The 11,709-nt window shown below is 62.8% G+C and carries 14 protein-coding genes and 1 tRNA gene; 11 read left to right on the plus strand and 4 right to left on the minus strand.

Annotated elements, in window-relative coordinates; all coding sequences use genetic code 11:
• Positions 1 to 176 precede the first annotated feature (176 nt).
• Both AB7I51_RS16450 and AB7I51_RS16455 read right to left on the minus strand, forming a co-directional pair.
• Positions 177 to 752 carry a hypothetical protein gene (locus AB7I51_RS16450; RefSeq protein WP_428405376.1) on the minus strand — a complete coding sequence of 192 codons (576 nt, stop codon included), beginning with the start codon at positions 750 to 752 and terminating at the stop codon, positions 177 to 179.
• Between the two features lie 468 nt (positions 753 to 1,220).
• Positions 1,221 to 2,363 carry a ceramide glucosyltransferase gene (locus AB7I51_RS16455; protein ID WP_428405377.1) on the minus strand — a complete coding sequence of 381 codons (1,143 nt, stop codon included), beginning with the start codon at positions 2,361 to 2,363 and terminating at the stop codon, positions 1,221 to 1,223.
• A 245-nt stretch (positions 2,364 to 2,608) separates the two neighbouring features.
• Between AB7I51_RS16455 and AB7I51_RS16460 the strand changes: the two genes are divergently transcribed.
• Both AB7I51_RS16460 and AB7I51_RS16465 read left to right on the plus strand, forming a co-directional pair.
• Entirely contained in the window at positions 2,609 to 3,961 is a 1,353-nt protein-coding gene (locus AB7I51_RS16460) for a glutamate--tRNA ligase (protein WP_428405378.1), read from the plus strand.
• Positions 3,942 to 4,367, plus strand: a complete 426-nt coding sequence (locus tag AB7I51_RS16465; protein ID WP_428405379.1) for a DUF1622 domain-containing protein — start codon at positions 3,942 to 3,944, stop codon at positions 4,365 to 4,367. The genes AB7I51_RS16460 and AB7I51_RS16465 overlap by 20 nt, the downstream gene beginning before the upstream one ends.
• A 195-nt stretch (positions 4,368 to 4,562) precedes the next feature.
• On the opposite strand, the gene AB7I51_RS16470 is transcribed toward AB7I51_RS16465, so the two are convergent.
• Together AB7I51_RS16470 and AB7I51_RS16475 are read right to left on the minus strand one after the other, a co-directional pair.
• The gene (locus AB7I51_RS16470; protein ID WP_428405380.1) at positions 4,563 to 5,138 is read right to left on the minus strand and encodes an NnrU family protein; all 576 of its coding nucleotides are present in this window, start codon (positions 5,136 to 5,138) and stop codon (positions 4,563 to 4,565) included.
• A gap of 30 nt (positions 5,139 to 5,168) precedes the next feature.
• A complete protein-coding gene (locus AB7I51_RS16475; RefSeq protein WP_428405381.1) occupies positions 5,169 to 5,516 on the minus strand; it encodes a hypothetical protein in 348 nt (115 codons plus the stop codon).
• 251 nt (positions 5,517 to 5,767) lie between these two features.
• On the opposite strand from AB7I51_RS16475, the gene AB7I51_RS16480 reads away from it, so the two are divergent.
• From AB7I51_RS16480 to AB7I51_RS16520, 9 genes are all read left to right on the plus strand, one after another.
• Positions 5,768 to 6,346: a hypothetical protein gene (locus tag AB7I51_RS16480; RefSeq protein WP_428405382.1), complete on the plus strand. Its 579-nt coding sequence runs from the start codon at positions 5,768 to 5,770 to the stop codon at positions 6,344 to 6,346.
• Positions 6,347 to 6,615: 269 nt separating this feature from the next.
• Positions 6,616 to 7,983, plus strand: a complete 1,368-nt coding sequence (locus AB7I51_RS16485; protein WP_428405383.1) for a winged helix-turn-helix domain-containing protein — start codon at positions 6,616 to 6,618, stop codon at positions 7,981 to 7,983.
• Positions 7,984 to 7,985: 2 nt separating this feature from the next.
• Complete coding sequence (gene mce / locus AB7I51_RS16490) at positions 7,986 to 8,390, plus strand: methylmalonyl-CoA epimerase (RefSeq protein WP_428405384.1); 405 nt, start codon at positions 7,986 to 7,988, stop codon at positions 8,388 to 8,390.
• Complete coding sequence (locus tag AB7I51_RS16495; RefSeq protein ID WP_428405385.1) at positions 8,390 to 8,626, plus strand: DUF1467 family protein; 237 nt, start codon at positions 8,390 to 8,392, stop codon at positions 8,624 to 8,626. Before mce ends, AB7I51_RS16495 begins: the two co-directional genes overlap by 1 nt.
• Positions 8,627 to 8,766: 140 nt before the next feature.
• Positions 8,767 to 8,842, plus strand: a tRNA-Lys gene (locus AB7I51_RS16500).
• Positions 8,843 to 8,933: 91 nt separating this feature from the next.
• Entirely contained in the window at positions 8,934 to 9,518 is a 585-nt protein-coding gene (locus AB7I51_RS16505) for a hypothetical protein (RefSeq protein ID WP_428405386.1), read from the plus strand.
• Positions 9,515 to 9,772, plus strand: coding sequence for a hypothetical protein (locus tag AB7I51_RS16510; protein WP_428405387.1), 258 nt, complete (start codon positions 9,515 to 9,517; stop codon positions 9,770 to 9,772). The genes AB7I51_RS16505 and AB7I51_RS16510 overlap by 4 nt, the downstream gene beginning before the upstream one ends.
• Positions 9,769 to 9,990, plus strand: coding sequence for a hypothetical protein (locus AB7I51_RS16515; RefSeq protein ID WP_428405388.1), 222 nt, complete (start codon positions 9,769 to 9,771; stop codon positions 9,988 to 9,990). The genes AB7I51_RS16510 and AB7I51_RS16515 overlap by 4 nt, the downstream gene beginning before the upstream one ends.
• A 439-nt stretch (positions 9,991 to 10,429) precedes the next feature.
• Complete coding sequence (locus AB7I51_RS16520; RefSeq protein WP_428405389.1) at positions 10,430 to 10,870, plus strand: hypothetical protein; 441 nt, start codon at positions 10,430 to 10,432, stop codon at positions 10,868 to 10,870.
• Positions 10,871 to 11,709 lie beyond the last annotated feature (839 nt).

The raw sequence follows: 11,709 nt of genomic DNA on the forward strand, positions 1-11,709 counted from the left end.
ACAGCGGCGCCGGATCAATTTGCAAGCAAACAGCATCCCGCGCAGCGAAAACCTGCGGAAACGATTACTTCCGCAGGTCTCAAAACTTCGTCACGTCAACGCCTTGCGAGTTCTTCACGGATGACCAGTTATTTTGACATCGTTTCAGCAGCGCCCGCAGCGTTCAGTCCATACCGTCAGGCCGGCGCCGCGACCCTGTGGACATGCACGTCATGGCCGCCATTGTGCTCCATGGCGTCCAGCGCGGCGCGTTCGAGTTCTGCGGTCCGAGTCCGCGCCCATAGCAACAATCCGCCGCGCGCCAACTGCGCCTGCACCCAACTGCGCTGGCGGCGTTGAATGAATTTGATGACGCCTACGCCAATCAGGCTGGCGCCCGTGCCGGCGGCGACGCCCGCGAAAATCGCCTCGGCGAAACTGCCGTAGATGGTCCAAACGGCGATCGCGCCAGCGATGGCGCCGACATAGAAGAGCAGGCCGATGAGCGACGCTTTGCCTTCATTCAGCGACTCGGATTCGACATAGGACATGCGCGGCGCTTCGGCGCTGTCCTCGATCTCTGTCGAGAGTTTCGATCCTACTTTTTCACGCGCCTTCTCGTCTTCGGCGAGCAGGCTGATTTCGGATCTGTCAAATCCGTGAGTCATCAAATCGTCGATGGCGGACTGCAACTTATCAAGCGAATCGAACAGGCCTACGACTTCGGTAAATTCGCGGCTCTGTTCAGGCGCGACCGCTTCATTCGATTCCATGGCGTTCCTCCCGAATTTCAGGACTCTTGAATCGAGTTGGCCTCCGCGCGCCCCGTCCTCTCTTTGCAGGGCATTCGCCATAAGGCCCCGTATCAATTTTGAGCATGCCTCCGCTTCGAGCTTTCGACAAGGCCATAGCGCAACGGAGCTGTCGCTATGGTTTAGCTAGAGCCCGGCGCGCAAATATGGACGCGCCATAGTCGCTCGGACAGGCGCAATATTCGAGACACATTGGCGCAACAAGGCGAAGGCGCCGTTGTAGTAAGAGCTAGTCTTGCAGAGAACTGGCAGCGGACGCTCGGCCCCGCAATCGTCGGGCGTCAGCCGCCAACTTGAGGCGGGCCCTTCGAGGTCCGCCTCTTTTCGATCGGCGCTATTGCTTCCCTGATCGCCAGCGGCCAATCGCATCGGCAGGAATGGCGGTAAATCGCTTTTCCAAATTGGATGAAACGTCATAACGGCGGCGCGTCAGCCCGTCGTCTCTTCCGCCTCGCGCACGGTCATTTCGGCGCCGTGCCAGACGAAATCGTCGTAGATCAGCGCGTCGATGAACATCACCGGCAGCATCAAGTCGCGCATGATCAGCGCGAAGGGCATGCGCCAGTCTAGCGGGAAGCCGCAGACGCGCGCGAGCCAGATTTCGCCGCTATGCAGCGAAAAGACGATGAGCGTGGTGATGAGCGCCACCGTCGCGATCCCGCCGTCGAGCTGGAGGGCGGCATAGGCGCCGAGCACGATCGCGGCGAAACTGCCGTTCATGAATTCCGGAATATAATGCGCGGGAAAGGTCGCCCGGCGCAGGCGCGCCCAACGCACATGTCGCGAATACACCTCTCGGGCGGTGCGCTGGCCGAGCGGCTGTTCGAAGGGCATGTCGACGAGGCGCACGTCCATGCCCTGGGCGCGGATAACCTTGGTCGACGCCGCGTCCTCGGCGATTTCGCTCGCCAGCGCGCGAATGCCGCCGGCTCTGTCGAGCACGTCGCGCCGCCACATCATGTTCTTGCCCTGGGCGAAGCCGGCGCCGATCGCCTCCGCGCCATACTGCCAGCGCGCCTGGAACGTATTGAGGATCGCGCATTCGACCGTCGCCCAGAAACCTTTCGGACGCGACCCGATCGGCATTGAAACGCTCATCGCGGTATTGTCGCGGAAGGCGGCGAGCATCGTCTGGATGTAGTCGCGCGGCGGCAGCGCGTTGGAATCGGCGAGGATCACGTGATGGTGCCGCGCCGCGTCCCAGCCTTTGACGCAATTATTGAGCTTGGGATTGGCGCTGATGTAATCGTCGCCGACGAGCAGCCGCGCCTCGCGTTCAGGATGCGCCGCGATCAGCCGTTCGACCAGCGCAATGACAGGATCGTTTGGCGATTGCACGCAGAACACGATCTCATAGTCGGGATAGTCGAGATCGAAGGTCGCGCCGAGCGTCTCCTCGCTGAACGGCTCCAGCCCGCGCAGCGGCCGCACGATGCTCACCGGCGGCGCGTCTTCGGGCGGCGGCAGGTTGCGCGGCCGCGCCCGACATTTTCGGGACATCAGCGCCATGCTTGTGAAATTGAGAACGAGAATGACGGCGCACCAGCCGGCGCAGATGTAGGCCAGGATCATGAACGGCGCTTTTTCCTTAAGAGTCGTAACGCTGAGAATCGCGACGGCGAACGCTGGCGGATTCGCCTGGCCGCCGGCGCGCAACGCCGGGACGCGGCCATTGTGATATTCCGCCTGACAAAGACGCCGCGTCTTGGCAAAAGGACGGCGGCGCGAGAATCTTCTCCGGGCGCGAGCTAGAGGAGATCTGCTGCTGAAAACCTTGCCGCCGACCCTCCTCCCGTAACGCCTGACGAAGCTTCCTCATGACCTCTCCGATCGTACGTTTCGCGCCCTCGCCGACCGGCCGCATCCACATCGGCAACGCGCGCGTCGCGCTGTTCAATTTCCTGTTCGCCGTCGCCCACCATGGACGATTCGCGCTACGGTTCGATGACACTGATTTTGCTAGGTCCCGCGAGGAATTCGCGCGCGGAATCGAGATGGATCTCGCCTGGCTCAGGGTCGTGCCGGACGCCGTTTTCCGCCAGTCGGAACGCGTCGCGCTCTATGAGGAGGCCGCCGATCGTCTGCGGCGATCCGGCCGCCTTTACGCCTGCTATGAAACCGCGGAAGAACTGGAGAAGCGTCGCAAGATGCAGCAGGCGCGCGGCCTGCCGCCGATCTATGATCGCGCCGCGCTGCGCCTTTCAGCGTCGGACCGCGCGGCGCTCGAAGCCGAGGGAAGGCGGGCGCACTGGCGGTTCATCCTCGAGCCCGGCGTCGTCGAATGGAGCGACCTCATTCGCGGCCCGGCGCATATCGACTGTTCGGCGCTCTCCGACCCCGTCCTGATCCGCGAAGACGGCAGTTTTCTCTACACGCTGCCTTCCGTCGTCGACGACATCGACATGAGGATCACCCATGTCATCCGCGGCGAGGACCATGTCACCAACACCGCCGTCCAGATGCAGCTTGCGCGCGCGCTGGCCCCTCATGCGCCGGCGCCGATTTTCGCGCATCACAATCTTCTCGTCGGCGCGGGCGGCGAGGCGCTGTCGAAGCGGACCGGATCGCTCTCGATCGCCTCGCTGCGCGAGGAAGGCTACGAGCCGATGGCCGTGGCGGCGCTCGCGACGCTCACCGGCTCTTCCGACAATATCCACGCCGTGCGCTCGCTCGACGAGCTGGCGCAGAGCTTCAACCTGTCGCATGTCTCGCGCAATCCGGCGCGGTTCGACCCCGCCGATCTCGAAACGCTGACGCATCGCACGCTCGCGCTCTATGAATTTGGCGACGTGCGCGAACGTCTCGAAGCTCTGACGATCGTGGGTCGCAAGGCGGAGCCGCTGTGGCGCGCCGCGCGCGGCAATCTTGCGCGTTTCGACGATATTCTGACATGGTGGCGCGTCATGGAGGGCGAAATCGCAGTGATCCGCGAAGACGAGTCATTCTTGAAAGACGCGGCGCAACTCCTGCCGCCGGAGCCTTGGGACGAGACGACATGGTCGGCCTGGACGAGCAACGTCAAGACGGCGACGGGGAGGAAGGGCAAGGCGCTTTTCCATCCGCTGCGCCTGGCGTTGACCGGCGCCGAGAGCGGGCCGGAACTCGCCGCGCTGCTGCCACTCATCGGCCACGCCAAGGCGCTCGCGCGACTTGTCGGAACCAGCGAATGAGGGCGGCATGCTAGCGCCCTATCTCGAAAATATTCATGCGATCATCAATGTCGCGGGCCTGATCCTCGACGTCGCCGGCGTGCTGATCATTGTCATCGGCGCAGCTCTCTCAACTCTCGCCTATCTCGCGCGCTGGAGACAGAACGCGCTGACCTATCGAGGCTACCGAAGAGACGTCGGCAGGTCGATTCTGCTCGGCCTGGAGTTCCTCGTCGGCGGCGACATCATCAGAACCGTGTCGGTCGAACATCCAAGCCTCGAAAATGTTTTCGTCCTCGGCCTCATCGTGATGATCCGCACGGCGATGAGTTTCACCATGGAAGTGGAGCTCGAAGGCCGCTGGCCCTGGCAGGGGCGCAGCCTCGAAACGCCAACCCCTGGCGAAGACGAATCCGCGCCATCGTGATACGACATCCGTCTAAACGGCTCGGTTGTCATTCCCGACGCGCGCATCGCGCGCGATCGGGAATCCAGAGCAAACGCAGCGCTCCTGGATTGGCTCTGGATTCCCGGTCAGGCCTTCGGCCTGCCGGGAATGACAAGGTCCAAGCGAACTGAGCAAGCGGAATTCGTATGAGACGCGCAATTCATGCGCGCCGCGTCACGCGAGCACGGCCGGCACGCCGAAGAGCCATGGGTGCAGATAGAGCACGAGAGCGAAGACCGCCGTTCCGGCGCCCGCCGCGATCGCGTCGCCGCGCGTGAACTCCGAAATCCGCGGCGCGCCTCCGTCCCCTCGCTTCTTAACGGCGATGCGGTCGAAGACCGCCCAGGCGAGAAACGACCCGAACAGGATCATGCCGCCGAGATCGCCATTGACAAGAAGATGGGCGAGCGCCCAGCTCTTGATCGCGACCAGCATCGGATGGCGCAACGCGCCGCGGATGCGGCCCGGCGGCGCGCGACGCGCGGCGAAGGCGATAAAGGCGAACCAGACCAGCGGCGGCGCGAAATAATGCGTCCACAGCGGCGGGGTCCAAATCTGAATGAGGCCCTCGGCGCGATAGCGGATGAAGCCATAGATGATGAGCGCCAGTCCGATGGCGGCGACGAGCGAATAGGCGCCCTTGTAGGTTCGAATGCCGTAACGCTCGATCAGGCCCGAGCGGGTTTCGCGAAACGCCGTGAGCGTGTGAACGCCAAGAAAAACGACGATTCCGAGAATGAGAATAAGCATTGCTTCTCCGCCTTCCGCATCTGTCCGCGTCTAAAAGCAGCGCACCTGAGCCTCGGCCTGAGCGCGGCGCAAATCCTGAAGCATATCGCGGGCCGCGTCGGTGTTGCGCATCAGCGCGCCGACCTGCCCCGCCTGCTGATTAACGCTCGCCACCGTCTCGGCGGCGACATAGCGCTCATAGGGCAAAATGGTCGCGATCACGTCGATCGAGCAGGAGCACTGGTCCAGGGAGAGCCGCGTGTCGCCATTGGCCTTCATGCAGCCGAAGACATAATCGGCGCGCGCGGCGGTCGGATAATCATTGAGATCGGCCGCCCTGGCCAAGCCGACCGCTAGCGATAGCTGCGCGAGAATGAGGAATGCCGATAAGAAGCGCATCTTTTTCGTTCCTGACGCGTTCTTTCCTGAGAATCTGCCGCACGCGCCTGAGCGACGCCATGAACCGGTATTGAACGAAGCAGAGAGAGGCGCAAGATTAAGTTTCAGCGCGGCGATGTTCTTGAGTTGAATAGGATGCGGCTGGATACAAGCGGAAGACGCCAGGCTCTCGCCGGCAGACGCGAGAGGGCGGCTACCGCTGCGGTCGCGCCAACAGCCGCATCGTCCAGCCGCCGAAACGGGAGGACGGCATGTTGAAGCTCCTTAACGCGATTTTCCTGACAGCGGTCGCGACGCTCGCCAGCGCCTTCTGGTCTGGCGCGCTCGCCCATGGCGCCATGCAGCGCCAGCGGAGCGCCTGTCTGCTGAAGGTCGGACCGGACTTCATGTATTTCTCGGGCTACCAGCCCGAGGCGTCGCGAAACCGATTCTGCGAGGATATTCCCGCGACCGGCGATACGATTTTCGTTCTCGATTATGGTCAGGACGAGATGCGGGGCATGTCGACGGACTTCCGCATCATCCGCGACATCGGCGAACAGGGGGAGCCGGAGCGGCTGGATTCGGTGACGGTCGCCTATCTGCCGCCCAAGGTTTATCCGGCTGGCACGCTGAATTTCGAACATGTGTTCAAGGAGCCGGGCGAATTCGTCGGGATCATCACGGTCGACGGGCCGAACGGCGAGCATTGGGTGTCGCGTTTCCCCTTCACGGTCGGCGGGCGGCCGCTGTCGGCGCGAATGCCTTACTTTTTGATCGCCGCGGCTGGCGTGCTGGCGCTGACAATTTTTGTGTGGGGCAAGGAGGAGCAGAAACCACGCCGCATTTAGGCCGCAGACGCCGCCGTCACGCGGCCGTCAAACTGCACGCGCATAGACTGCGCGGAGCCTTCCGACGTTCTGCGTATGTGGAGAGCTCAAACGCCGGACCGGAGGTACGTCCGGCGTTTTTTATTTTAAGGCCCTATTTTACCGTCCCAGAATGTCCGGTTAAGACAAAGCTTTATCGAAAAGTCTATGCAATTTTGGGGACTTAATCATATTCTGTCCTTGCCGAAGCCGCGTCATCTTGCCATCATCCTCCCCGGGGCGGGGGCGTCATGGGCGAAGTGGTCAGGCGATTTTCGGGATTTACATACAGCGCTCAGGGAGGACTGCAGCGTGACGGCGCGCGAATCCACCCGGGCCCCCAGGCGCGTCAGCTCCTCGAATTGCTGCTTGACGCACCCGGCGCCTTGGTGACCAAGAGCGAGATCGCCACGCGTCTCTGGCCAAATCGCACCGCCTCCGACGATTCCATCGACCGCTGCGCCTATCTCTTGCGCAAGCCGCTGCGCGAGGCCGGCGGCGAGGATTTGATCGCCACCGCTTATGGCCGGGGGCTCGCTCTTCGAGCCACGGTTGAAATGGTCGATCAGGACGCCGTTCAACCTGTGCGGCCCGGCGCGTCAACCGAACCGCATATTCTCGATCTCTGGCAAACCGCCTATGAGCTTGCCGGAGACCGCACGCGCGAGGGTTTCGTCCGCGCGCAGGAAGCGATTGCTTCAGCCGCTCAGCTCGACCCCGGCAATCCGTCGGTCTGGTCTCTCGCCGCCGATATCGCCGCGGGCCGCGTCGCTCGCGGATTTCTTCGTCCCGCCGAGGCGGCGGCGATGATCGCGGACTTCGCCAGCCGGTCGCTCGGCGCGGCGCGCGATCACACGCCGGCGCGGTCAGTTCTTGGCTGGGCCCGCGGCGCGCTGGAGGGCAAGATTTCCGAAGGCCTCGCGCTCCTCAATCAGTCGGTCGCCGACGATCCGCTCTATGGCAAGGCGCGCGTCTACCGCAGTTGGCTGCTCGCGGCCGCGGATCGTCTCGACGACGGGCTCGCCGACTGCGAAGAGGGGCTTGTCAACTCGCCGCATGATCAGGCGCTGCTGTCATTGCGCGCCTGGCTCATTCTCTGCGCCGGCGATCTCGAACGGGCGCGCCGCTACGCGCGCGACGGGCTCGAGTTGCGGCCCGACGCCGCGACGCTGCATCTGGTGATGTCGATCGCATACAGCCTCCAGGGCTTTCACGAACAGGCCGTAAACGCGGCGCGCCGGGCGGTCGCGTCGAGTCCGGACGATCCCCTGCAATTGGCGGTGCTCGCCTATGCGCTCGCTCGCGCCGGCGCCGCCAAAGAAGCTGAGGCGCTCGTCAACAGTCTGATTGAGGACGTCGAACTCTACGCGCCGCCCTGCTTTCTCGGCCCGGCATATTTCGCCCTCGGCAAGCGCGAGCAAGCGCTCGACGCGATTCGCCGCGGCCTTGGCGAAGGCTGCCCCTGGAGCTCCTTCGTCCGAGTCGATCCGCGATTGGCGTCCTTGCGCGCCGCGATCAACGAACTCGGCCGCGCGCCGCGGAACGAAGCGCGCCCCGCCGGGTTGAAATCGCGCGCCTCAGCGCTTATTGGCGCAGCACAGCATTTTTCCGGAAGGTGAGAATGATCGGCCGTCTGAACCATGTCGCTATCGCCGTCGACAGCGTCGAGCGGGCTTCCGCCGTCTATCGCGACGCCCTCGGCGCGAAAGTGTCGGATCCAGAAAGCTTGGCGGAGCACGGCGTTACGGTCGTTTTCGTCGAATTGCCCAACACCAAGATCGAGCTGCTCGAGCCTTACGGCGAAAACTCGCCGATCGCCGGCTTCGTTGCGAAAAATCCCGCCGGCGGCATCCATCATATCTGCTATGAGGTCGAAGATATTTTGGAAGCGCGCGAGCAATTGAAGGCGTCGGGCGCGCGCGTCCTGGGCGACGGGGAGCCAAGAATCGGCGCACATGGCAAGCCGGTGCTGTTTCTCCATCCCAAGGATTTTTGCGGCGCGCTGGTCGAACTCGAGCAGGCCTAATGCCCTTTTCACTGCCCCTTGCGGCGGCGATCTATCTGACGATCTGGTGGATCGTGCTGTTCGCCGTGCTGCCGCTCGGCATTCGTTCGTCCGAAGAGGCCGAAGAAGAACTTCCTGAAGGCGCCGATCGGGGCGCCCCCGCATCGCCGGATCTCTTGAAGAAAGCCGCGATTACGACGGTGGTTTCGGCCGTTCTCTTCGGCCTGGTGGCGCTTTTCGCCAAGTTCGCCGAGTGAGCGGCAAGGAGCCGCCGCCGGGGTTGACCGGCGCGGCGCCCCCCGGTAGTTGATCGAAAGACGCGGGAATAGACCCGCGCGGCCGAACGGACCGACCCGCTCAGTCGACTTCGACGGCGTCAACCCGCCGCTTCTTGAAAGAGCGCGTAGCTCAGTCGGTAGAGCACCTGACTTTTAATCAGGGGGTCCCGGGTTCGAGCCCCGGCGCGCTCACCAATTAAATCAGATAGTTACTGCAATTTTCTCGGCTTCCTGATCGCAACCGTAGGGCGAATATAAGCGCTCTATAAGCATCTGGAGCCATCTCATGACCAGTCCCCAAACCACCCGCCGCGCCGTCATGGCCGGTCTCGCCGCCGCGCCCGTCGCTGGGCTTCCTGCCATTGCTCGCGCCGTCACGGGCGACGATCCGATTTTCGTGGCCTTCGCAGAATATGAGCGCGCGAATACAGCGAAAGAAGCCATCTCCAAAGCCGCCGATGATCTGCGGGGTGAAACCTATGCCGCGATCGAAGCGGCCGGCCTAGAGCGAAAGGAAGTCTTCACCCGCCGCCAGTTGGAAGATTGGCATGAGCTGGGAATTTGCTCAGATCGTGACTACGAGGCCGGCCTAGCCAAGCTCGAAGGTCCCCCAAGCGAATATCAAAAAATGCTGATGCGCGTCGAAGAGTCCGACGACGAAGACATGGAAGCGTGTCGAGCGGCGGGAGATGCTGAACGCGCACTCTGCGAGACAGCGCCGACGACGCGTGAAGGCGCTTCGCGGCTGCTCCGCCATCTCGCCGACTTCCTCTCCGACGACGACGTGGTCAACGACCATTATCTGGACGACGTGGTGGGCGACGCCATCCGCAACGCGGTCGCTGTCCTGGAGCGGGAGGCGTTGTCATGACCTATGACTGGAAAGCCCTTTCGAAGGAATTGCATTGGCCCGCACGCGCTGACCATCTCGAAGACGTGGAAGACCACTTGGGCGTGGCAGCGCGTTTGTCGCGTGCGCTGTGGTTGGCGTTAGCTGGAGACATAAGCGAAGATGAAAGGGATATCGACGCTTTGCGAGAACTCGCAGGCGTCGTGGCCGACCACGCGTCTGCAGCTCGCTATGCGTTCTATAAGAAGGAAGAGAAGGCGGAGGCGCAGTCATGAGCGACCTTGCCAACGTCAAGGCGCGGCTGCACCATCTGCCGCTTCGCACCATCATCGCGCTGACATGGCGGATCAAGCTCGCGCGACTCTTTCTATGGTTCGCGCGCGTGACCGACACATACGACGGCGTCCTCATGCAGATTGTTCAGCATATCGTCGAGAGCGCCGAGCGCTGCGCCGTTAAGGCGGACGATTTGCGGCAAAGGCTAAGGCCATGATTTACGACGAGGCTCCGAGTATGATCGCCATAAAGGAGCCATCTTCATCAACAACTCTTTAAAACGCGGGTCGACGGTTTCCTCATGGCCGTCACCGTCCTTTATCAGATTACCTCCAGCCCGGCCGGCGACGACCGGGCTTTTTCGTGCGAGAGGGGTGCAAGAGAACGCCCCGACCGTGGATGTAACGGCGGGGCATTTTGCTATAGGAGATGCGCGCCCCGATCGGTCCGCTGACTGAGCGCTTGGGCTTTGTCGAATAGGCCGGACACAGGCCGACTTTTGGTCGGATCGAGTTTTCCGGGGAATCCAAGTTTAAAGGCTACACAAATTAGGATGGACGCCATGCCCCTCAAAATATCGCTTGTCTTCACAGTACTCAGCACCTTGGCGCTAACATCCGCTGCGCTCGCCGCTGGGCCTGGCGGCGGCTACGGCGGTGGCGGCCATGATGGCGGCGATGGAGATGGCGGCTACGGCGGCGGCGATCACGGCGGCCAAGGCGGTGGTCGTGGTGATCGCGGTGGCGGCCAAGGCGGCGGCGGCTGGGGCGGCCAAGGCGGTGGTCGTGGTGGTCGCGGTGGCGGCCAAGGCGGTGGCGGCTGGGGAGGCCATGGCGGCGGCTGGGGCGGTGGCGGCTGGGGCGGCCATGGCGGCGGCTGGGGCGGCTGGGGCGGCCATGGCGGCGGCTGGGGACGAGGGCGATACTGGGGCGGCCGTTGGTATCCCTACGGCGTCGGTCGGTGCTGGAGATGGACTCCAGCTGGTTGGATTTGGGTTTGCTACTAAACGGAGTCTGACATTCAAATTGCAAATGATCCGTGGCGAGGCTGACGAAACGGTTTCAGCGGCCTTGCGGATCCGCAGCGGCAGGGCGTAGGGTTTCCGAGATGCGCTGATCGCCCAGCGGTGTGGCGGCTGTACTGTTCTGCGACCATACCTGATGCCCGTCGCCACAGCGCCGTTGTGAATCGGGCGCATAAGGCAACTGATATGATCGCCGATTTACTCGTGTTGATCATGATGGTGCTGGCGACCATCATCTCCGCGATATTGTTTCCAGGCTTATGGCGTGGCTTCAGCATCATAATCTTATTGCTGCTTGGCGCCGCCTTCGTAGCGAGTTGGCTTCACCTAAAGCCGACACCAAGCAACATCAGAAACATGCAACAAGAGGAGCGAAAACTCTTGCCGTCGAACACTCGACTCTCCCCCTGTCACTCGCCGTTCACGAACGGGATGCCCACGTGACACTCGATCGCGAGACCGCGATGCCTCGGCGTTACGGACCACCTTGGATTTTCGATCGCGTCGCGATAAGGCGAGACGTGCGCAGCGCCAGCGCCGCGGCATGGCCGGAGGCGGAGACGCGGCTAGCTCTTGTCACGCTTCCGAGCGCGCCTTCGCCGTTGCAACTCGGTCAGTAAGGTTGACATTTTGTCAGGCAATGGCTGACCGACGATTAAGCGCGTGCTCGGCGCGCAGACATTTGCCGATCTTTTCGAGTGCGGCGGCGGAGCCCCGCCGGCTCGGCGCCGGCGAGGCCCAAATTTTTGGGTTTTGAAAGCCGAGCGTCTACAGCCCGGCGGTTGGGTAGTGTCTCAGTTTGATGGAGTGGATGCCCCCTCCTGACGGCATCGCGATGTGCCAAGGTGGCGATGTTTTCGCATCCCACGGAATGGGGAGGGCATCCATGGAAGAGGTTAACATCATCGGTCT

The sequence above is a fragment of the Methylocystis sp. genome (assembly GCF_050246715.1).
Lineage (GTDB): Bacteria > Pseudomonadota > Alphaproteobacteria > Rhizobiales > Beijerinckiaceae > Methylocystis.

Bases quoted from the DNA above. Each gene is read 5' to 3' on its own strand.
- AB7I51_RS16475 (WP_428405381.1), bottom strand. From the start codon at position 5,516: ATGCGCTTCTTATCGGCATTCCTCATTCTCGCGCAGCTATCGCTAGCG.
- AB7I51_RS16495 (WP_428405385.1), top strand. From the start codon at position 8,390: ATGCCCTTTTCACTGCCCCTTGCGGCGGCGATCTATCTGACGATCTGG.
- AB7I51_RS16450 (WP_428405376.1), bottom strand. From the start codon at position 752: ATGGAATCGAATGAAGCGGTCGCGCCTGAACAGAGCCGCGAATTTACC.
- AB7I51_RS16460 (WP_428405378.1), top strand. From the start codon at position 2,609: ATGACCTCTCCGATCGTACGTTTCGCGCCCTCGCCGACCGGCCGCATC.
- AB7I51_RS16485 (WP_428405383.1), top strand. From the start codon at position 6,616: ATGGGCGAAGTGGTCAGGCGATTTTCGGGATTTACATACAGCGCTCAG.
- AB7I51_RS16510 (WP_428405387.1), top strand. From the start codon at position 9,515: ATGACCTATGACTGGAAAGCCCTTTCGAAGGAATTGCATTGGCCCGCA.
- AB7I51_RS16505 (WP_428405386.1), top strand. From the start codon at position 8,934: ATGACCAGTCCCCAAACCACCCGCCGCGCCGTCATGGCCGGTCTCGCC.
- AB7I51_RS16480 (WP_428405382.1), top strand. From the start codon at position 5,768: ATGTTGAAGCTCCTTAACGCGATTTTCCTGACAGCGGTCGCGACGCTC.
- AB7I51_RS16515 (WP_428405388.1), top strand. From the start codon at position 9,769: ATGAGCGACCTTGCCAACGTCAAGGCGCGGCTGCACCATCTGCCGCTT.
- mce (WP_428405384.1), top strand. From the start codon at position 7,986: ATGATCGGCCGTCTGAACCATGTCGCTATCGCCGTCGACAGCGTCGAG.
- AB7I51_RS16470 (WP_428405380.1), bottom strand. From the start codon at position 5,138: ATGCTTATTCTCATTCTCGGAATCGTCGTTTTTCTTGGCGTTCACACG.
- AB7I51_RS16455 (WP_428405377.1), bottom strand. From the start codon at position 2,363: ATGATCCTGGCCTACATCTGCGCCGGCTGGTGCGCCGTCATTCTCGTT.